Source organism: Streptomyces sp. NPDC006610, assembly GCF_040611575.1.
GTDB lineage: Bacteria > Actinomycetota > Actinomycetes > Streptomycetales > Streptomycetaceae > Streptomyces.
Genome location: NZ_JBEXOP010000034.1, coordinates 1 through 20,577 on the forward strand (window position 1 = coordinate 1; position 20,577 = coordinate 20,577).

Consider the following 20,577-nt stretch of genomic DNA (forward strand, 5'->3'; position numbering starts at 1 on the left):
CATAGGCCTTGGCGGCGGTGACGATGTGCTGGGGGTCGGCGCCGCGTTCGATGGCGGCGATCCAAGCCTTCTTGGCCTCTTCCTTGGCTTTCCGCGACCCCGTCGACGCTCCCCGAACCGCCGCGCTCCCCCCGGGCGAGCGCACCCGGCGCCGACGCCGTGTGCAGCGCGGAGCCCAGCCGCACGGACCGCCGCCTGAGCCGCCACAGCATCGGCAGCAGCAACAGCACGACCACCGTGACCCCCAGCAGCACCCAGGCCGCCGTGCGGTACCAGGGCGGACCACTGTCCTCGGGGGTCTCCGGGGTGAGCGGCAGCACCGCGCCACAGGTGGCCGCCCGCTGGTCCCCGGCCGCGCAGCTCGCGCTCGCCGACGCCTCGGCGGACGGAACCGGCTGCGCGGAGCGGGACGCCTCGGGAAGCTCGGGGGTGCCGGTGCCCGGCAGGTCCGGCATGGTGTACTCCGGCGTCGTGCCGCGGCTGGGGGTCGGCTCGAAGCGGGTCCAGCCCACCCCCTCGAAGTACAGCTCCGGCCAGGCGTGCGCGTCGCGCAGCCCCACCGCCACCGTGTCGTCGGCCTGCGGGGTGCCGGGCGCGAAACCCACCGCGACCCGGGCCGGTATGCCGAGCGTGCGGGCCATCGACGCCATCGTGAAGGCGAAGTGGACACAGAAGCCCCGCTTGTCCTGCAGGAAGGTGACGATCGCCTTCGTCCCGCTGTCGCCGTCCACCTCGGTGTCGTACTGGTACCCGCCGGTGATCGCGAAGTGCTCCTGGAGCGCGACGGCCTGCTCGTAGGGGTTGTCGGCCTCCGCCGTGATCTCCCGTGCCCTGCGCTCCACCACGCCCGGCAGATCGTCCGGCACTTCGGTGAACTCCCGCACCAGGGCCTCGGGCGGCTGAGCGGCCGAGGCCAGCTGATCCGCCGTCGGGCGCAGGTCGAGGCTGGTCACCTCGTAGGTCGCCCCGCGGGTGTTCTGGCCCCGGTCGCCGACGAGGGTCATGCCGACCGGCTCGTACCTCCAGCGGCCGTTCACCTTCACGTCGCGCGGCGGATACGGCATCGGCAGCCAGTCCTGGTCGTACGTGTCGGCGGCCGCGATCGTCGTGCGCACCTCGGTGCGCACGACCTCGGGGCCGAGCCCGGGCGGCGTCGGCAGATCCTCCGGCACGTCGACGACGTTGCGGTGGGACGGCCTCCAGTCCTTGCCGTCGAAGTCGTCCACGGAGACGATCCGCAGATACATGCCGGACCGGTCCTCGCTGTCGGTGCGCAGGGTCAGGACCTGGCGGTCCTCCTCCACCTTGAGGCTGTTGCTCAGACTCACCACCGGGTTGACCGAGGAGATGATGCCGCCGCCCCCGACGCCGGTGCCCGCACCGGTGCCCGCGGCCTCCAGCAGCCCGCCGCTCATCGTGGGCAGGCCGAGCGGCACCACCAGGGCGATGCCCAGCGCCACCACGCCGATCCGCCGCCCGGTGCGCACCGGCGCCACCGGGTCGCCGGGCTCCCGGCCCGGACCGCGCGACGCGCCGCCGAAGACCCGGCCCCACTGGGACAGCCGGTCCCGGCTCTCAGCCAGCAGCATCATCAGATAACCGGCCGCCGCGATCAGGAACCACAGCCAGCCGCCGGCGCCGTCGGCCAGCCCCGCCGCCACCGAGTACAGCGCGAGCAGCGGCAGCCCGGCCGGGGCCGCGCTGCGGAAGGTGACCGCGATGACGTCCACCAGCAGCCCGATCACCAGCACACCGCCGACGACCATCAGCTCGATGCCGTCCGACAGCGGCGCCGGAATGGCATACCGGCTCACGTCGTCGGCGCCCTGCCGGAGCAGGTCGCCGAAGTGCGCGAAGGCCTCGGGACCGGGCAGCACCCCGGCGACCGCGTGACGCCGCGCGAAGACCACGGTCAGCAGCAGCAGCGTGACCAGCGCCTGCACCGCCACCGTCAGCGCACGGGCCAGCGGCACCCGCCGGGCCGCCGCGCCCACACCGGTCTGAACCAGCAGCAGAACCGCCGCCTGGAGGAACCAGCCGGGTGTGTCGACCAGCGGCAGCAGGGCGCACGCGGCCATCAGCGTGGCCGCCATCGCGCACAGCGCCATCCGTGCCCGCGCGCTCATGACCTTCCCTCCCCGCCGGCGTCGTGCGCCGTCACGATGCCCGACCGCTCCCGGTCCGCCTGCCGCCACAGATCGTGCAGTGAGGCGCCCCGCGGCACCGGCACCACCGTCCAGCCCCCGCCGCGCAGCATCCGCAGCGACTTTTCGTTGCCGGCGGGCGGCGCGGCCGCCTCGCCCGGCTGCCGCGTCCAGGCCTCACTGTCCAGCACGAAGGCGACCGCGCCGCCGCCGCGCCGGCTCATCTTGGCCGCCATCGCGGCCTGCTCCTCGTCGAGGTCGCCGAAGAACGCCACCAGCAGCCCCTCGTTGCCGCCGCGCAGCACGTCGTACGCCCGCGACAGACTGGTGCCCTCGGAATGCTCGATCACCGCGAGGGTGTCCATCAGCAGCCCGGCCGCGTCCGCCGACTCCTGGCTGACGCCCGCGTAACCGTCGGCGCCCTCGCCCGGCACGCAGCCGCCGGTGTCCGTCAGCAGCCGCACCGAGAAGCCCCGCTCCAGCAGGTGCACCAGCGCGGACGCGCTGGCCGAGACGGCCCACTCGAAGGCCGAGCCCGGACCCGCACCCTGGAAGGCCACGCCCCGGGTGTCCAGCAGCACCGTGCAGCGGGCGCGCTGCGGCTGCTCCTCGCGGCGCACCATCAGCTCGCCGTAGCGCGCGGTCGAACGCCAGTGCACGCGGCGCAGGTCGTCGCCGTAGCGGTAGCCGCGCGGGATGACGTCGTCCTCCCCGGCCAGGGCGAGCGAGCGCTGCCGTCCGTCGCCGTGCCCGGCGGAGGACTCGCCGGTCAGCCTGACCGGCGGCAGCGCCTCCACGCGCGGTATCACCGTCAGCGTGTCGAACGTCGAGAAGGCCCGGGTCAGCTCGCACATCCCGAACGGGTCGGTCAGCCGCAGCTGGAGCGGCCCCAGCGGATAGCGGCCGCGCAGGTCGGACCGGACCCGGTAGGACACCTCCCGCCGGCCGCCCGGCTCCACCCGGTCCAGCACGAAACGGGGACGCGGGCCCAGCACGTAGGGCACCCGGTCCTGAAGCATCAGCAGGCCCGTGGGCAGCCGCGAGACGTTGTCCATCCGCAGGTGCACCCGGGCCTCGGAGCCGGCGGGCACCCGCGCGGGGGAGAGTCGGCGGCTGCCGGCGACCCGGTAGCGCGTGCGGTACAGCACCGTGGCGCACAGCAGCGGCAGCACCGCAAGCAGCAGCCCCACCCGCAGCAGATCGCTCTGCCCGAGCACGTAGGCGCTCACGGCGGAGGCGACCCCCGCGGCCAGGAAGGACCGGCCGCGGGTGGTCAGGCCGGCCAGCGCCGTGCGCAGGCCGCCGCGGTCGCCCCGGTCCTCGTCGGCGGGCGCCGCGGGCCCTGCCGCCGAGGTCATCACAGCCTCCGCGGCGGCTGCTGGCCGTAGGTCCCGGCGCCCAGGCCGCCGAAGGCGCCCTGCTGGGGCGCCGCGGGCACCGGGGTGCGCTGCAGGATCTCCTGCACGACCTGCTCCGAGGTACGGCGGTTGAGCTGGGCCTGCGCGGTCGGCAGCAGACGGTGGGCCAGGACGGCGACGGCGAGGGCCTGCACGTCGTCCGGCAGCGCGTACTCCCGGCCGCTCAGGGCGGCGGACGCCTTCGCCGCGCGCAGCAGATGCAGCGTCGCGCGCGGGGAGGCGCCCAGTCTCAGGTCCGGGTGGGTGCGGGTGGCGGCGACCAGGTCCACCGCGTAGCGCCGGACGGTCTCGGCGACGTGCACGCCGCGCACCGCCTCCACCAGCTTCACGATGTCGTGCGCGTGCGCCACCGGCTGGAGGTCGTCCAGCGGGCTGACGCCGCCGTGCACGTCCAGCATCTGCAACTCGGCCTCGGGGCTCGGGTAGCCGATGGAGACACGGGCCATGAAGCGGTCGCGCTGCGCCTCGGGCAGCGGATAGGTGCCCTCCATCTCGACCGGGTTCTGCGTGGCCACCACCATGAACGGGCTCGGCAGCTCGTACGTCTGCCCGTCCATCGTGACCTGCCGCTCCTCCATGGACTCCAGCAGCGCCGACTGGGTCTTGGGGGAGGCGCGGTTGATCTCGTCCCCGATCACGATCTGCGCGAAGATCGCTCCCGGCTTGAACTCGAAGTCCCGGCGCTGCTGGTCCCAGATGGACACCCCCGTGATGTCCGAGGGGAGCAGGTCGGGGGTGAACTGGATACGGCGCACCGAACAGTCGATGGACCGGGCCAGCGCCTTGGCCAGCATGGTCTTGCCCACGCCGGGGACGTCCTCGATCAGAAGGTGTCCCTCGGCGAGCAGCACGGTCAGCGAAAGCCGTACGACCTCGGGCTTGCCCTCGATCACTTCCTCCACCGCACTGCGGACCCGCTCCACGGTGGCAGTCAGATCTGTGAGGCTCGCTCGATCGTCATAGGTCGTCACCCGGCCCTCCTCGGCCCGTTACTTTCTCCGGGCCGACGCTCTGCGATGCGGACCGGCCCACCCCGAACACGGACGGCAGGCGGGAAAAGTTCCGCGCGACGTCCACCACCCGCATTCTTGCCGCCGTTATCGATTCGTGTCACTCGCCCGTGGACAACTGGCCGCGACACATCGGCGCTGAAGACGTTTTGTCTTGTTCCGGGCCCGGGAATCCTCCGGAAAGCGATCCCGGGCCCGTTCCGTCGTCGGGGTTCAGGCCGGGTCGACCTCGCGCAGCAGACCCGTCTTCACGTCGAAGACGAACCCCCGCACGTCGTCGGTGTGCAGAAGGAACGGCGAGGTGCGCACGCGCTGCATGGACTGCCGTACGTCCTGGTCGACGTCGCGGAAGGCCTCCACCGCCCAGGCGGGGCGCTGGCCGACCTCCATCTCCAGGTCGTGGCGGAACTCCTCGGTGAGGGTCTCCAGGCCGCAGCCGGTGTGGTGGATCAGCACGACGCTGCGGGTGCCGAGCGCGCGCTGGCTGATGGTGAGGGAGCGGATCACGTCGTCGGTGACGACGCCGCCCGCGTTGCGGATGGTGTGGCAGTCGCCGAGGTCCAGGCCCAGCGCGGCGTGCAGGTCGAGCCGGGCGTCCATGCAGGCCACGACCGCCACCTGGAGCACCGGACGGGCGTCCATGCCGGGGTCGGTGAAGGCGGCGGCGTACCTCTTGTTCGCCTCGACGAGGCGGTCCGTCACGGTGTCGGCGCCCGTTATGGCGCCCTCGGAGCCGGCGGGAACCGATGCAGAAGTCGTCATGTCGATGACGTTACTGGTCACGCCACCCGCGGGCCTGCTGTGAGAGCGGACAAAGAACGTCATCACACCTTGTGTGTGACGTAACCCACAAGCGTGACCGTCGCGGGGCCGAGCGGGTGATTCGCCGTCCCCGGGAGCGTGATCCACCGCCGTCGCCGCCACGCGCGGGCCGGTTGATTGACCGCGAGACAGGGTGGACTAAAGTGACGCGAAGCGGGAGGCGAGGCTCTCCCCGCTGGACTGACATCCCGAGGACCCCGGCCGCGACCGGAGTCCTCCCACGTGCGCGGCGCGTACGTGCGGCTCGGCCTCCACCCGCTCCCGGCCGGCCGACGCTCTCGGCGCCGGCAGGTCTCCCCTTCACGAGCGGGCGGGGACCCGGCGGTGCGTACGGCCCGCCGGACCTGAGAGGGCCCCGAAGGAAATGGTGCGCGAAGCGCATTCGAGCCGACACGTCCCGGTGATGCTCCGGCGCTGCCTCGACGTGCTGGCCCCCGCGCTCCAGGAGCCCGGCGCCGTGGTCGTGGACTGCACCCTGGGACTCGGCGGCCACAGCGAGGCGCTGCTCCAGCGGTTCCCCGGCGTCCGGCTGATCGGCCTCGACCGCGACCGCGAGGCCCTGCGGCTGTCCGGCGAGCGGCTCGCCCCCTACGGCGAACGCGCCTCGCTCGTCCACGCGGTCTACGACGAACTGCCCGACGTGCTGGCCCGCCTGCGCGTGCCGCGCGTCCAGGGCGTCCTGTTCGACCTCGGCGTCTCCTCCATGCAGCTCGACGAGGCCGGCCGCGGCTTCGCCTACGCGCAGGACGCCCCGCTCGACATGCGCATGGACCAGACGACCGGGATCAGCGCCGCCGAGGTCCTCAACACCTACCCGGCGGGCGAGCTGGTGCGGATCCTGCGCGCGTACGGCGAGGAGAAGCAGGCCAAGCGGATCGTCGCCGCCGTGGTGCGCGAGCGGGAGAAGGAGCCGTTCACCAACAGCGCGCGGCTCGTGGAGCTGATCCGGGACGCGCTGCCGCAGGCCGCCAAGCGCACCGGCGGCAACCCCGCCAAGCGGACCTTCCAGGCGCTGCGGATCGAGGTGAACGGCGAGCTGAGCGTGCTGGAACGGGCCGTCCCGGCGGCCGTGAAGGCGCTGGCGGTGGGCGGGCGGATCGCCGTGCTGTCGTACCACTCGCTGGAGGACCGGCTGGTCAAGCAGGTGTTCGCGGCCGGCGCGGCGACCACCGCGCCGCCCGGGCTCCCGGTGGTGCCCGAGCGGTACCAGCCCCGGCTCAAGCTGCTCACCCGGGGTGCCGAACTTCCCAGCGAGGAAGAGATCGCCGAGAACCGCCGCGCGGCGCCCGCGCGACTGCGCGCGGCCGAGCGCGTCAGGGAGGACGTCGGGTGAGGGCCAGTGAGTAGGAAACCCGAACTGAGGGGGCGGGCCGCCCGGCTCGCCCGGCTGCTGCCGGCCGGCCGGGGCCAGGCCGCGCGCACCCCGTTCGTCCTGCTGGTGGTGCTGCTCCTCGGCGGCGGGCTGATCGGGCTGCTGGTGCTGAACTCCGCGCTCAGCGAGGGCTCGTTCCGCCTGGACGACATCCGCAAGGAGACCAAGAACCTCACCGACGAGGAACAGGCCCTCCAGCGGGACATCGACGCCTACTCCGCCCCCGACGCCCTCCAGCGCCGCGCCCAGGAACTGGGCATGGTCCCCGGCGGCGACCCCGCCTTCCTGTCCCCCGACGGCACCGTCAAGGGCGTCCCGTCCCCCGCGGCCCCCACCCCGGCCGCGGCCCGCCCGCCCGCGGTCCTCCCCCCGGAGGCCCTCCCCACCGCCCCGCCCACCCCGACCTCCGGCAGGTGACGGACGTGACCGACAGGACTTCGCCGCGCCGCCCGGCCCCCGGTGCCGCCGGGCCCCCGGCCTCGCCCGCCGGACTGTGCCCTGCCGCCGCGCGGGGCTGCGCCGCGGCCCCGGTTCCCACCGCCGCGCCCGGCCGGCCCGCGGCCCGTGTCCGCAGGGCGGCCGGCCCGCTGCCGGCCCGTGTCCGTACGGCGGCCCGCCCGCCCGCGGCCTTCCCCCCGGAGGCCCTCCCCACCGCCCCGCCCACCCCGACCTCCGGCAGGTGACGGACGTGACCGACAGGCAACCGCCGCGTCGCCGGGTGCCCGGGCCCGCTCGGCCCGCTCGGCCGGTGCGGCCCGCTGCCGGACGCCGGCCGGGGCGGGCGCCGGCGCGCAGGCCCGCGCCCGCGCTGAGGCTGGGCAGCCCCCGGCCGCGGCTGCGCATGGTCGGGCTCGGGCTGACGCTCGTGCTCTGCGTCTTCGTCGTACGGCTGCTCCAGGTGCAGGCCGTCGACGCCGGCGCCTACGCCGCGAAGGCCGAGCGGAACCGGTACGTGGTGCACACCCTCGCCGCCCAGCGCGGGGAGATCACCGACCGCAACGGCGTCGCCCTGGCGACCAGCGTCGACGCGTACGACATCACCGCCGACCCCACCCTGTTCACCCCCGAGCAGCTCAAGGTCGACGACGGCCCCGAGCAGGCGGCCGCGCTGCTCGCGCCGATCCTCGGGCTCGACCAGCAGGAGCTGACCGACAAGCTCCGCCCCGCGGACAAGAAGCTGCGCTACGTCCGGCTCGCCGTGCGCCAGACGCCGCAGGTCTGGAAGCAGATCCGCGACCTGAGATCCGCGCTCGCCGCCAAGGCCGAGACCGACCGCAGCACCGTCAACGTCCTCGCCGGCGTCCTCGCCGAACCCAGCAGCAAGCGCGTGTACCCCAACGGCGAGCTGGCCGCCGGGATACTGGGCTGGGTCAACGCCGAGGGCAAGGGAGGCGGCGGCGTCGAGCAGCAGCTGGACGAGCGGCTGGCCGGCGAGGACGGGAAGATCCGCTACGCCCAGTCCGGCGGCCACCAGGTGCCGACCGTCGGCTCCACCGAGACGCCCGCGGTCCCCGGCTCCGACGTCGAGCTGACCATCGACCGCGACATCCAGTGGGCCGCGCAGAACGCCATCGGCGAGCAGGTCGAGAAGTCCCGCGCGGACCGCGGCTACGTCATCGTCCAGGACACCCGCACCGGCGAGATCCTCGCCATGGCCAACTCGCCGGGCTTCGACCCCAACGACCTGTCCACCGCCGACGCCGCCGCCATGGGCAACGCGGCCCTCCAGGACGCCTACGAGCCCGGCTCCACCGCCAAGGTCATGTCGATGGCCGCCGTACTGGAGGAGAGCGCCGCCACCCCCCTGACACACGTCGTCGTGCCCAACCGCCTGCACCGGGGCGACCGGTTGTTCAAGGACGACATCGACCACCCGACCTGGTACCTCACGCTCAACGGCGTGCTCGCCAAGTCCAGCAACATCGGCACGATCCTCGCCGTCGGCCAGCTCGGCAAGACCCAGGAGCAGGCCAACGAGGTCCTCTACCGCTACCTGCGCGAGTTCGGCATCGGCGAGTACACCGGCCTCGGCTTCCCCGGCGAGACGAGGGGCATCCTCGCACCGCCGGACACCTGGTCGACCTCCCAGCAGTTCACGATCCCCTTCGGCCAGGGCGTCTCCATCAACGCGATGCAGGCGGCCTCCGTCTACTCGACCATCGCCAACGGCGGCGTCCGCGTCGAACCCACCCTGGTGCGCGGCACCAAGGAGGCCGACGGCCGCTTCATCCCGGCGCCCGAGCCGAAGAAGACCCGGGTGGTGAGCGCCAAGACGGCCAAGACCCTCGCCCGGATGCTGGAGTCGGTCGTCGACGACGAGGAGGGCACCGGCACCCGGGCGCGCATCCCCGGCTACCGCGTCGCGGGCAAGACGGGCACCGCCAACCGGGTGGACCCGGACACCGGCAAGTACCACGGCTACACCTCGTCGTTCGCCGGGTTCGCGCCCGCCGACAAGCCCCGCATCACCGTCTACTGCGCCATCCAGAACGCCACCAGGGGCGACTACTTCGGCGGCCAGATCTGCGGCCCCGTCTACAAGAAGGTGATGGCGTTCGCCCTGAAGACCCTGCAAGTCCCGCCGACGGGAGCGAAGCCCGCCAACATCCCGGTCACCTTCCGACCGTGACACGACAGTGCCGGACAACGCCGTCCGGCACCGAGCCACCAGGAACCACCCGTGACGACGACCACCCCCGATCCCCGGAACCCCGGCACCCCCGGCCCCTCGCTTCGCTCCGGAGCGGGTGCGCCCGGTACGCTCACCGCCGTGCCACACCCTGATCAGTCCCAAACCACCCAGAAGGGCCATCCCGTGACCCATCCGGGACCGCCCCGGCCGGCCCGGGTCTCCGCCACACCCCTCGCGGAACTCGCCGATCAACTGGGTGTCACCGCGCCCGAGACTCCCGCCGAGGTCATGGGCATCACCCACGACTCGCGCGCCGTCCGCCCCGGCGACCTGTACGCCGCGCTGCCCGGCGCCCGCGCGCACGGCGCCGACTTCGTCACCCAGGCCGCCGGCCTCGGCGCCGCCGCCGTGCTGACCGACCCGGCCGGCGCCGAACGCGCCGCGGCGACCGGCCTGCCCGTGCTCACCGTCGACGACCCGCGTGCGCGAATGGGCGAGCTGGCCGCCACCATCTACGGCCGGCCGGGCCGCGACCTGCTGCAGATCGGCATCACCGGCACCTCCGGCAAGACCACCACCGCCTACCTGGTGGAGGGCGGCCTGAAGACCGCCCGCTCCACCGGACTGATCGGCACCGTCGAGATGCGCATCGGCGAGGAGCGCATCAAGTCCGAGCGCACCACCCCCGAGGCCACCGACCTCCAGGCCCTGTTCGCCGTCATGCGCGAACGCGGCGTCGAGGCGGTCGCGATGGAGGTCTCCAGCCACGCCCTGGTCCTCGGCCGCGTCGACGGCTGCGTCTTCGACGTGGCGGTCTTCACCAACCTCAGCCCGGAGCACATGGAGTTCCACTCCGGCATGGAGGACTACTTCCAGGCCAAGGCGCAGCTGTTCACGCCGGAGCGCAGCAGGCTCGGCGTGGTCAACGCCGACGACGAGTACGGCCGCAGGCTCGCCCGCGAGGCCGGCGTCCCCGTCGTCACCTACTCCGCCGAGGGCCACCCCGACGCCGACTGGCGGGCCGAGGACGTCCGGGTGGGGCCGCTGGACTCGCAGTTCACGGTCGTCGGCCCCCGGGGCGAGCGGATCGCCGCCAAGTCCCCGCTGCCGGGCCCCTTCAACGTGGCCAACACCCTCGCCGCGATCGTCGCCCTCGCCGCCGCCGGACTCGACCCGCAGGCCGCCGCCGACGGCGTCGCCGCCGTGCCGGGCGTGCCGGGCCGGCTGGAGCGGGTGGACGCCGGGCAGCCGTACCTCGCGGTGGTCGACTACGCCCACAAGACGGACGCCGTCGAGTCGGTCCTCAAAGCACTGCGCAAGGTCACCGAGGGCAGGCTGCACGTCGTCCTCGGTTGCGGCGGCGACCGGGACACCACCAAGCGCGCCCCGATGGGCGCCGCCGTGGCGCGGCTCGCCGACACCGCCGTACTGACGTCGGACAACCCCCGCTCCGAGGACCCCCTCGCGATCCTCGCCACCATGCTCCAGGGCGCGGCGTCCGTGCCCGCGCACGAGCGCGGCGAGGTCCAGGTCTTCGAGGACCGGGCCGCCGCCGTCGCCGCCGCGGTCGCCCGGGCACGGCCCGGCGACACCGTGCTGGTGGCGGGCAAGGGCCACGAGCAGGGGCAGGACATCGCCGGGGTGGTGCGTCCCTTCGACGACCGCCAGGTGCTTCGCGAAGCCATCAAGAAGACCCAGGGATGAACTTGTGATCGCCCTCTCTCTCGCCGAGATCGCTGAAGTCGTCGGCGGGCAGACGCACGACATACCGGATCCGACGGTGCGGGTGACCGGACCGGTCGTCCGGGACTCGCGGGAGGCGGGTCCCGGAAGCCTGTTCGCCGCCTTCGCCGGCGAGCGCGTCGACGGCCACGACTTCGCGCGGCAGGTGGTGGAGGCGGGCGCGGTCGCCGTGCTCGCCTCCCGGCCCGTCGGCGTGCCCGCGATCGTCGTGGACGACGTCCAGGCGGCCCTCGGCGCCCTCGCCCGGCACGTGGTGGGCAGGCTCGGCGCCACCCTCGTCGGACTCACCGGCTCGGCGGGCAAGACCAGCACCAAGGACCTCATCGCACAGGTGCTGCGCCGCAAGGCGCCGACGGTGTTCACGCCCGGCTCCCTCAACAACGAGATCGGGCTGCCGCTCACCGCGCTCACAGCCACCGAGGAGACGCGGTTCCTCGTCCTGGAGATGGGCGCCCGCGGCATCGGCCACATCCGCTACCTCGCCGGCCTGACGCCCCCGCGGATCGGCCTGGTGCTCAACGTCGGCTCCGCGCACATCGGCGAGTTCGGCGGCCGGGAGCAGATCGCCCAGGCCAAGGGCGAGCTGGTGGAGGCCCTGCCGCCGGCCGAGGAGGGCGGCGCCGCGATCCTCAACGCCGACGACCCCTTCGTGCGCGCCATGGCGTCCCGGACGAAGGCGAAGGTGGTCCTCTTCGGCGAGGCCGACGAAGCGGACGTACGCGCCGAGAACGTCCGACTCACGGACAGCGGACAGCCCGCCTTCAGGCTTCACACACCCTCCGGTGCAAGCGATGTGACCATGCGCCTGTACGGTGAGCACCACGTGTCGAACGCGCTCGCCGCGGCCGCCGTCGCCCATGAGCTGGGCATGTCCGCGGAAGAGATCGCCACCGCGCTCTCCGAGGCGGACTCCCTCTCCCGCTGGCGGATGGAGGTCACCGAGCGCCCCGACGGCGTGACGGTCGTCAACGACGCCTACAACGCGAACCCCGAGTCCATGCGGGCCGCCCTGCGCGCGCTCGTCGCCATCGGCAAGGCCGCACGGGCGAAGGGGGGGCGTACGTGGGCGGTGCTCGGCAAGATGGCCGAGCTCGGGGACGAATCGCTCGCCGAGCACGACGCGGTCGGACGGCTCGCCGTCCGGCTCAACGTCAGCAAGCTCGTCGCGGTCGGGGGCAGGGAAGCCGCCTGGCTGCAACTGGGCGCATATAACGAGGGTTCGTGGGGTGAGGAGTCGGTGCACGTGTCCGACGCACAGGCGGCGGTCGACCTGTTGCGCAGCGAGTTGCGCCCGGGGGACGTGGTGCTCGTGAAGGCGTCCCGTTCGGTCGGTCTGGAGAGCGTTGCCCAGGCGCTGCTGGAGACCGGTGCCGAGGGTGAGGTCAGCGCCCGATGATGAATCAGGTCCTGTTCGCAGGAGTCATTGGCCTCTTCCTGACGCTGATCGGCACCCCGCTGCTGATCAAGCTCCTGGCCCGCAAGGGCTACGGGCAGTACATCCGCGACGACGGCCCGCGCGAGCACGCCAGCAAGCGCGGTACGCCGACCATGGGCGGCATCGCCTTCATCCTGGCCACCGTGGCCGCCTACTTCCTCAGCAAGGTGATCAGCGGGGAGCCGCCGAGGTACTCGGGCGTGCTGGTGCTCGGCCTGATGGTCGGCATGGGCCTGGTCGGCTTCCTGGACGACTACATCAAGATCGTCAAGCGGCGTTCGCTGGGTCTGCGGGCCAAGGCGAAGATGGCCGGCCAACTGATCGTCGGCATCGCCTTCGCCGTGCTGTCGCTGCAGTTCGCGGACAGCCGCGGGCAGACGCCGGCCTCCACCAAGCTGTCGTTCATCACGGACTTCGGCTGGACCATCGGCCCGGTGCTGTTCGTCGTCTGGGCGCTGTTCATGATCCTCGCCATGTCGAACGGCGTGAACCTCACCGACGGTCTCGACGGCCTCGCCACCGGCGCCTCGGTGCTCGTCTTCGGCGCCTACACGTTCATCGGCGTCTGGCAGTTCCAGGAGTCCTGCGCCAACTCGCAGACGCTGACCAACCCGGGCGCCTGCTACGAGGTGCGCGACCCGCTGGACCTCGCCGTGGTCGCCTCCGCGCTGATGGGCGCCTGCCTCGGCTTCCTGTGGTGGAACACCTCGCCGGCCAAGATCTTCATGGGCGACACCGGCTCGCTCGCGCTCGGCGGCGTGCTGGCGGGCCTCGCCATCTGCTCGCGCACCGAGCTGCTGCTGGCGATCCTCGGCGGCCTCTTCGTCCTCATCACCATGTCGGTGGTCATCCAGGTCGGCTCGTTCCGCATGACGGGCAAGCGGGTCTTCCGGATGGCGCCGCTCCAGCACCACTTCGAACTCAAGGGCTGGTCCGAAGTGCTCGTGGTGGTCCGTTTCTGGATCATCCAGGGCATCTGCGTCATCGTCGGACTGGGCCTCTTCTACGCGGGATGGGCAGCGGAAAAGTGACCTCGACGGCGTCTGCGGAGTTCCAGGGCAAGCACGTCACGGTAGCGGGACTCGGCGTCTCCGGAGTCCCGGCGGCCAGGGTCCTGGCCGGCCTCGGCGCGCACGTCACCGTCGTCAACGACGGCGACGACGAACGCGCCCGCGCCCAGGCCGCCGAGCTGGAGGCGCTCGGCGTCACCGTGCGCCTCGGCGACGGCGCCACCCTGCCCGCAGGCGCCGAGCTGATCGTCACCGCCCCCGGCTGGAAGCCCGACAAGCCCCTGTTCACGGCCGCCGCCGAGGCCGGCGTCCCGGTCTGGGGCGACGTCGAACTCGCCTGGCGGCTCAGGGGACCGGACGCCGCCCCCTGGCTCGCGGTCACCGGCACCAACGGCAAGACCACCACCGTCCAGATGCTCGCCTCCATCCTCCGGGCGGCCGGCCTGCGCACGGCGGCCGTCGGCAACATCGGCGTCTCCCTGCTGGACGCGGTGCTCGGCGAGGAGACGTACGACGTGCTCGCCGTCGAGCTGTCGAGCTATCAGCTCCACTGGGCGCCCTCCCTGCGCGCCCACTCCGCCGCCGTGCTGAACCTCGCCCCCGACCACCTCGACTGGCACGGCTCCATGGAGGCGTACGCACGCGACAAGGGCCGTATCTACGAGGGCAATCGGGTCGCCTGCGTCTACAACGCCGCCGACAGGGCCACCGAGGACCTGGTGCGCGCGGCGGACGTCGAGGAGGGCTGCCGGGCGATCGGCTTCACCCTCGGCACCCCTGGCCCCTCCCAACTCGGCGTGGTGGAGGGCATCCTGGTCGACCGCGCCTTCGTCGAGGACCGGCACAAGAACGCGCAGGAGCTCGCCGAGGTTTCCGACGTCAACCCGCCGGCCCCGCACAACATCGCCAACGCCCTCGCGGCGGCGGCCCTCGCCCGGGCCTACGGCGTGCCCGCCGCGGCCGTGCGCGACGGGCTGCGGGCCTTCCGGCCGGACGCCCACCGCATCGCGCACGTCGCCGACGTGGACGGCGTCGCCTACGTCGACGACTCCAAGGCCACCAACACCCACGCCGCCGAGGCGTCGTTGGCGGCATACGAGTCGATCGTGTGGATCGCGGGCGGCCTAGCCAAGGGCGCCACCTTCGACGAACTGGTCGCCAAGTCGGCGAAGCGGCTGCGCGGCGTCGTGCTGATCGGCGCCGACCGCGCCCTGATCCGCGAAGCCCTGGCGCGACACGCCCCGGAAGTACCCGTCGTCGACCTCGACCGGACCGACACTGGGGCGATGCTCCAGGCTGTCCAGGAGGCGCGGCGGCTCGCCGTCGCCGGCGACACGGTGCTGCTGGCCCCCGCGTGCGCCTCCATGGACATGTTCGCCAACTACAACAAGCGCGGTGACGCGTTCGCACAGGCCGTTCGCGAACTCGGCGCCTGACCCGGCCGCCTGCCGGGCGACCTTGGGAGGGACGCGTGGGACCGACTGGGCCGACGTTTCACGGAGGCGCCGATGCCCGGTAGCCGCACCGGCCGCCCGCCCGTACAGCGGGCGGCCCGGCGTCCCGCCGTTCCCCGGCCGCCGCGCGAGAACCCCGTGCAGCGGCTGCACACGCGTCTGCGCAAGGCCTGGGACCGGCCGCTGACCGCCTACTACCTGATCCTCGGCGGCAGTCTGCTGATCACCGTGCTCGGTCTGGTGATGGTCTACTCGGCCTCCCAGATCACCGCGCTGCAGATGTCGCTGCCCGGCTGGTACTTCTTCCGCAAGCAGCTGCTGGCCGCCGTGCTCGGCGCCGTGCTGCTGTTCGCCGCCTCCCGGATGCCGGTCAAGCTGCACCGGGCGCTCGCCTACCCGATCCTCGCGGGCGCCGTCTTCCTGATGGCGCTGGTGCAGGTGCCGGGGATAGGAGTGGCGGTCAACGGCAACCAGAACTGGATCCCCGTCGGCGGCTCCTTCCAGCTCCAGCCCAGCGAGTTCGGCAAACTGGCGCTGGTGCTGTGGGGCGCCGACCTGATGGCCCGCAAACAGGACAAGAGGTTGCTGACGCAGTGGAAGCACATGCTGGTGCCGCTGGTCCCGGCCGCGTTCCTGCTGCTCGGGCTCATCATGCTCGGCGGCGACATGGGCACCGCCATCATCCTCACCGCGATCCTGTTCGGGCTGCTGTGGCTGGCGGGCGCGCCCACCCGGCTGTTCGTGGGCGTGCTGGCCGTCTCCGCGGTCATCGGCGCTTTCCTCATCAGGACCAGCGACAACCGCCTGGAGCGCTTCTCCTGCATCGGCGCCACCGAGATGGGATCCGACGGCTCCTGCTGGCAGGCGGTGCACGGCATCTACGCCCTCGCCTCCGGCGGACTGTTCGGATCCGGGCTCGGTGCGAGTGTGGAGAAATGGGGCCAACTCCCCGAAGCTCACACCGACTTCATCTTCGCCGTCACCGGTGAGGAACTGGGCCTGGCGGGGACGCTGTCGGTTCTCGCCCTGTTCGCCGCTCTAGGCTATGCGGGTATCCGCGTGGCCGGACGCACGGAGGACCCCTTCGTGAGGTATGCCGCGGGAGGTGTGACCACCTGGATCACGGCGCAGACCGTGATCAACATCGGTGCGGTGCTCGGCCTGCTGCCGATCGCCGGCGTCCCGCTCCCGCTGTTCTCCTACGGGGGCTCCGCCCTGCTGCCGACCATGTTCGCCATCGGGCTGCTGATCGCCTTCGCACGCGACGAGCCCGCTGCGCGGGCGGCGCTTGCGATGCGGCAACCCCGCTTTGGTAGAAAGCGGGGGGCTGGGGGCCCGCAGGGGTCCCGGAGATGGAACACGATGCGACGGCGCGCCCCGGCGCGCTCGTCCGGAGAGCGGTGAATTTCGGTGCATGTCGTACTCGCCGGCGGGGGGACCGCCGGCCACATCGAGCCCGCGCTCGCCCTCGCGGACGCCCTGCGCAGGCAGGACCCGACGGTGGGGATCACCGCACTGGGCACGGAGCGCGGACTCGAGACCCGCCTCGTCCCGGAGCGCGGCTACGAGTTGGCGCTGATCCCCGCCGTACCGCTGCCGCGCAAGCCGACCCCCGAGCTGATCACCGTGCCCGGCCGGCTGCGCGGCACGATCAAGGCGGCCGAGCAGATCCTGGAACGCACCAAGGCGGACGTCGTGGTCGGCTTCGGCGGCTATGTGGCGCTGCCCGGCTACCTGGCCGCCAAGCGGCTCGGGGTGCCGATCGTCATCCACGAGGCCAACGCCCGCCCGGGCCTGGCCAACAAGATCGGCTCCCGGTACGCCTCCCAGGTGGCCGTCTCCACCCCGGACAGCAAGCTGCGCGGCGCCCGCTACATCGGCATCCCGCTGCGCCGCTCGATCGCCACCCTGGACCGGGCGGCCGTACGGCCCGAGGCGCGCGCGGCGTTCGGCCTCGACCCCAACCTGCCGACCCTGCTGGTCACCGGCGGCTCGCAGGGCGCCCGCCGGCTCAACGAGGTCGTCCAGCAGGTCGCCCCCTGGCTCCAGCAGGCCGGGATCCAGATCCTGCACGCGGTCGGCCCCAAGAACGAACTGCCGCAGGTCCACCAGATGCCGGGGATGCCCCCGTACGTCCCGGTAAGTTACCTGGACCGGATGGACCTCGCGTACGCCGCGGCGGACATGATGCTCTGCCGCGCGGGCGCGATGACCGTCGCCGAACTCTCCGCCGTCGGGCTTCCGGCCGCCTACGTCCCGCTGCCCATCGGCAACGGCGAACAGCGGCTGAACGCCCAGCCGGTGGTGAAGGCGGGCGGCGGACTGCTGGTCGATGACGCGGAACTCACCCCCGAGTGGGTGCAGCAGAACGTCCTGCCCGTGCTCGCCGACCCGCACCGGCTGTACGAGATGTCCCGCGCCGCCGCCGAGTTCGGCCGCCGGGACGCCGACGAACTGCTCGTCGGCATGGTGTACGAGGCGATCGCGGCACACCGGGCGCATCGCCAGTAACGCTGGACGGAAGGCAGGGGAGCGTGGCCGGACCGACCACCGCCGAGCGCGGTGCACGTCAGCAGGGATCGTCCGGCCCGCCCCCGGCCGCCCGCCGGTGGCGACCGCCCCGGCTCCGTACGATCATCATCCTGGCCATCGCGCTGGTCGTCCTCGCCGCCGGCGGCGGCTGGCTCCTCTACGGCTCGCAGTGGCTGCGCGTCGAGCGGGTGTCCGTCTCCGGCGCGGACGTTCTGACGCCGGCCCAGGTCCGCCGTGCCGCGGCCGTACCGGTCGGCGCGCCGATGGTCTCCGTCGACACCGGTGCGATCGCGTCACGACTGCGCCGGGAATTGCCCCGAATTGACGAAGTTGAGGTGGTGCGTTCCTGGCCGGACGGAATCACGCTGAAAGTCACCGAGCGCACCGCGGTCCTGGTCATGGAAAAGGGCGGCGAGTTCGTGGAGGTGGACGACGAGGGTGTCCGTTTCGCCACGGTTTCCCGGGCCCCGAAAGGCGTTCCCCTGCTGGAATTGACGGTCTCCCGGCAGGGTTCGGCCGCCGCCAGCCTGCGCCGCTTCGGCGAAGCGCGGCTGGTGCGCGAGGCGGTGCGCGTCGCGGGCGACGTCCCGGCCGCGGTCGCCCGGCTGACCCGGGCCGTCAAGGTCCGTTCCTACGACGACATCGCGCTGGAGCTGACCGACGGCCGAACCGTCGTCTGGGGCAGCGCCGAACAGGGGCGCGCCAAGGGCCGTACCCTGACCGCCCTGCTGAAAGCGGCCCCACGGGCCCGGCACTTCGACGTCAGCGTCCCCACCGCGCCCGCGTCATCAGGGAGTTGACGCGCATCGGCGCAGGCCACCACCCTGGTTGGGCATCGCTATGCCTGATCACATAGGGTGAAAAGAAAAACGGGAGGTTCGGCGTGTTCGTTGAACGTGCGCCGCTTGTCGACTTAGTGTCCTGTTCAGAAGACTCCAGGGAACAGACACACTGGTAACCCTAAACTTCAACGTTAGGGTTCGGGTCGGCACAACGGACCGTCCCAATCGGCATCAGTCGTCGGATCGCGAGGCGCAGCTGCGTCCCGGTGAACCGGCGCACGTAACTCGAGGCGAGAGGCCTTCGACGTGGCAGCACCGCAGAACTACCTCGCAGTCATCAAAGTCATCGGTGTCGGCGGCGGTGGTGTCAATGCCATCAACCGGATGATCGAGGTCGGTCTCAAGGGCGTCGAGTTCATCGCCATCAACACCGACGCACAGGCGCTGTTGATGAGCGACGCCGACGTCAAGCTCGACGTCGGCCGCGAACTCACCCGCGGACTCGGCGCCGGAGCCAACCCGGCCGTCGGCCGCAAGGCCGCCGAGGACCACCGCGAGGAGATCGAGGAGGTCCTCAAGGGGGCCGACATGGTCTTCGTGACGGCCGGTGAAGGCGGCGGCACCGGCACCGGCGGCGCGCCCGTCGTGGCCAACATCGCGCGCTCCCTGGGCGCCCTGACCATCGGCGTGGTCACCCGCCCGTTCACCTTCGAGGGGCGGCGCCGGGCCAACCAGGCCGAGGACGGCATCGCCGAGCTGCGCGAGGAGGTCGACACCCTCATCGTCATCCCGAACGACCGGCTGCTGTCCATCTCGGACCGCCAGGTCTCCGTCCTCGACGCCTTCAAGTCGGCGGACCAGGTGCTGCTCTCCGGCGTCCAGGGCATCACCGACCTCATCACCACGCCCGGTCTGATCAACCTGGACTTCGCCGATGTGAAGTCGGTGATGTCCGAGGCCGGTTCGGCGCTCATGGGCATCGGCTCGGCCCGCGGCGACGACCGCGCGGTGGCCGCGGCCGAGATGGCCATCTCCTCGCCGCTGCTGGAGGCGTCCATCGACGGCGCCCGCGGCGTGCTGCTCTCCATCTCCGGCGGCTCCGACCTCGGCCTGTTCGAGATCAACGAGGCCGCCCAGCTGGTCAGCGAGGCTGCCCACCCCGAGGCCAACATCATCTTCGGCGCGGTCATCGACGACGCCCTCGGCGACGAGGTGCGGGTCACCGTGATCGCGGCCGGCTTCGACGGGGGTCAGCCGCCCGCCAAGCGGGACAACGTCCTCGGCTCGTCCTCGGTCAAGCGCGACGAACCCGCGCCCGTACGGCAGCCCGAGAGCCGGCCGTCCTTCGGCACGCTCGGCAGCGTCAAGCCCAAGGAGGAGCCGGAGCCGGCGCCCGAGCCGGTGAGCGAGCTGCCGGCCTCCCCGCCGGTCCCGCCGTCGCGGACCTACACCGACAGCGCGGCCGAGGAACTGGACGTACCGGACTTCCTGAAGTGATAGGACAGCGCGAGACCGTGAGCGGCGCGCACTTCGCCTTCACCGACCGGTGGGGCGGGGTGAGCGCCGCTCCGTATGAGGAGCTCAACCTGGGCGGCGCGGTCGGCGACGACCCGCGGTCCGTGCGCACCAACCGGGAACTGGCCGCCAAGTCGCTGGGCGTCGACCCCGGACGGGTGGTCTGGATGAACCAGGTCCACGGCAACGACGTCGCCGTGGTCGACGGTCCCTGGGGCGCGCGCCCGGCGCCGGAGGTCGACGCGATCGTCACGACGGCCCGGGGACTGGCGCTCGCCGTGCTCACCGCCGACTGCGTGCCGGTACTGCTCGCCGACCCGGTCGCCGGGGTCGTCGCCGCGGCCCACGCCGGCCGGCCCGGCATGGTCGCCGGTGTCGTCCCGGCGGCACTGGGCGCGATGGCGGAACTGGGGGCCGACCCAGCCCGGATCGTCGCCCGCACCGGACCCGCCGTCTGCGGTCGGTGCTACGAGGTGCCGGAGCCGATGCGCGCCGAGGTCGCCGCCCTCGAACCGGCGGCGCACACCGAGACGAGCTGGGGCACGCCGGCGCTCGACGTCGGCGCCGGGGTGCACGCCCAGCTCCAACGGCTCGGGGTGCGCGACCGGGCGCACTCCCCGGTGTGCACCCGGGAATCGCACGACCACTTCTCGTACCGCCGCGACCGGACCACCGGACGGCTCGCGGGCTATGTCTGGCTGGACTGAT

Annotated in this window: 16 protein-coding genes; 12 read left to right on the forward strand and 4 right to left on the reverse strand. The window is 72.6% G+C overall.

The window, feature by feature from the left end:
* The 4 genes from ABZY13_RS24615 to ABZY13_RS24630 all read right to left on the reverse strand — a co-directional run.
* Positions 1-2,126: DUF3488 and transglutaminase-like domain-containing protein (locus tag ABZY13_RS24615; protein ID WP_356634262.1), on the reverse strand; the 2,126-nt coding region annotated here is incomplete at its 3' end.
* On the reverse strand, positions 2,123-3,502 hold the full coding sequence (locus ABZY13_RS24620; RefSeq protein ID WP_356634264.1) for a DUF58 domain-containing protein: 1,380 nt from the start codon (positions 3,500-3,502) through the stop codon (positions 2,123-2,125). The genes ABZY13_RS24615 and ABZY13_RS24620, both read right to left, overlap by 4 nt.
* Positions 3,502-4,533 (reverse strand): MoxR family ATPase, encoded by a 1,032-nt coding sequence (locus tag ABZY13_RS24625; RefSeq protein WP_356634266.1) that lies wholly within the window; start codon positions 4,531-4,533, stop codon positions 3,502-3,504. The genes ABZY13_RS24620 and ABZY13_RS24625 overlap by 1 nt, the downstream gene beginning before the upstream one ends.
* A gap of 252 nt (positions 4,534-4,785) precedes the next feature.
* The gene (locus ABZY13_RS24630; protein WP_356634268.1) at positions 4,786-5,334 is read right to left on the reverse strand and encodes a carbonic anhydrase; all 549 of its coding nucleotides are present in this window, start codon (positions 5,332-5,334) and stop codon (positions 4,786-4,788) included.
* Between the two features lie 424 nt (positions 5,335-5,758).
* Here ABZY13_RS24630 and rsmH point away from each other — a divergent pair, with 424 nt between their 5' ends.
* The 12 genes from rsmH (at position 5,759) to pgeF (ending at position 20,576) form a co-directional block, all read left to right on the forward strand.
* Positions 5,759-6,727, forward strand: coding sequence for a 16S rRNA (cytosine(1402)-N(4))-methyltransferase RsmH (gene rsmH / locus ABZY13_RS24635; protein ID WP_356634270.1), 969 nt, complete (start codon positions 5,759-5,761; stop codon positions 6,725-6,727).
* 6 nt (positions 6,728-6,733) lie between these two features.
* Positions 6,734-7,183 carry a hypothetical protein gene (locus tag ABZY13_RS24640; RefSeq protein ID WP_356634272.1) on the forward strand — a complete coding sequence of 150 codons (450 nt, stop codon included), beginning with the start codon at positions 6,734-6,736 and terminating at the stop codon, positions 7,181-7,183.
* Positions 7,184-7,454: 271 nt separating this feature from the next.
* On the forward strand, positions 7,455-9,395 hold the full coding sequence (locus tag ABZY13_RS24645; protein WP_356634274.1) for a penicillin-binding protein 2: 1,941 nt from the start codon (positions 7,455-7,457) through the stop codon (positions 9,393-9,395).
* 186 nt (positions 9,396-9,581) lie between these two features.
* On the forward strand, positions 9,582-11,102 hold the full coding sequence (locus ABZY13_RS24650) for a UDP-N-acetylmuramoyl-L-alanyl-D-glutamate--2,6-diaminopimelate ligase (RefSeq protein WP_356634276.1): 1,521 nt from the start codon (positions 9,582-9,584) through the stop codon (positions 11,100-11,102).
* Between the two features lie 4 nt (positions 11,103-11,106).
* Positions 11,107-12,537 carry a UDP-N-acetylmuramoyl-tripeptide--D-alanyl-D-alanine ligase gene (murF, locus tag ABZY13_RS24655; protein ID WP_356634278.1) on the forward strand — a complete coding sequence of 477 codons (1,431 nt, stop codon included), beginning with the start codon at positions 11,107-11,109 and terminating at the stop codon, positions 12,535-12,537.
* Positions 12,537-13,607, forward strand: a complete 1,071-nt coding sequence (mraY, locus tag ABZY13_RS24660) for a phospho-N-acetylmuramoyl-pentapeptide-transferase (RefSeq protein ID WP_356634400.1) — start codon at positions 12,537-12,539, stop codon at positions 13,605-13,607. The genes murF and mraY overlap by 1 nt, the downstream gene beginning before the upstream one ends.
* Positions 13,589-15,022 carry a UDP-N-acetylmuramoyl-L-alanine--D-glutamate ligase gene (gene murD / locus ABZY13_RS24665; protein WP_356634280.1) on the forward strand — a complete coding sequence of 478 codons (1,434 nt, stop codon included), beginning with the start codon at positions 13,589-13,591 and terminating at the stop codon, positions 15,020-15,022. The genes mraY and murD overlap by 19 nt, the downstream gene beginning before the upstream one ends.
* Positions 15,023-15,094: 72 nt before the next feature.
* Positions 15,095-16,444, forward strand: a complete 1,350-nt coding sequence (ftsW, locus tag ABZY13_RS24670; protein WP_356634283.1) for a putative lipid II flippase FtsW — start codon at positions 15,095-15,097, stop codon at positions 16,442-16,444.
* Between the two features lie 6 nt (positions 16,445-16,450).
* On the forward strand, positions 16,451-17,551 hold the full coding sequence (gene murG, locus ABZY13_RS24675) for an undecaprenyldiphospho-muramoylpentapeptide beta-N-acetylglucosaminyltransferase (RefSeq protein ID WP_356634285.1): 1,101 nt from the start codon (positions 16,451-16,453) through the stop codon (positions 17,549-17,551).
* Between the two features lie 23 nt (positions 17,552-17,574).
* Positions 17,575-18,372 (forward strand): FtsQ-type POTRA domain-containing protein, encoded by a 798-nt coding sequence (locus ABZY13_RS24680; protein WP_356634287.1) that lies wholly within the window; start codon positions 17,575-17,577, stop codon positions 18,370-18,372.
* 288 nt (positions 18,373-18,660) lie between these two features.
* Entirely contained in the window at positions 18,661-19,851 is a 1,191-nt protein-coding gene (gene ftsZ / locus ABZY13_RS24685) for a cell division protein FtsZ (RefSeq protein WP_356634289.1), read from the forward strand.
* Positions 19,848-20,576 (forward strand): peptidoglycan editing factor PgeF, encoded by a 729-nt coding sequence (gene pgeF, locus ABZY13_RS24690; protein WP_356634291.1) that lies wholly within the window; start codon positions 19,848-19,850, stop codon positions 20,574-20,576. The genes ftsZ and pgeF overlap by 4 nt, the downstream gene beginning before the upstream one ends.
* Position 20,577 lies beyond the last annotated feature (1 nt).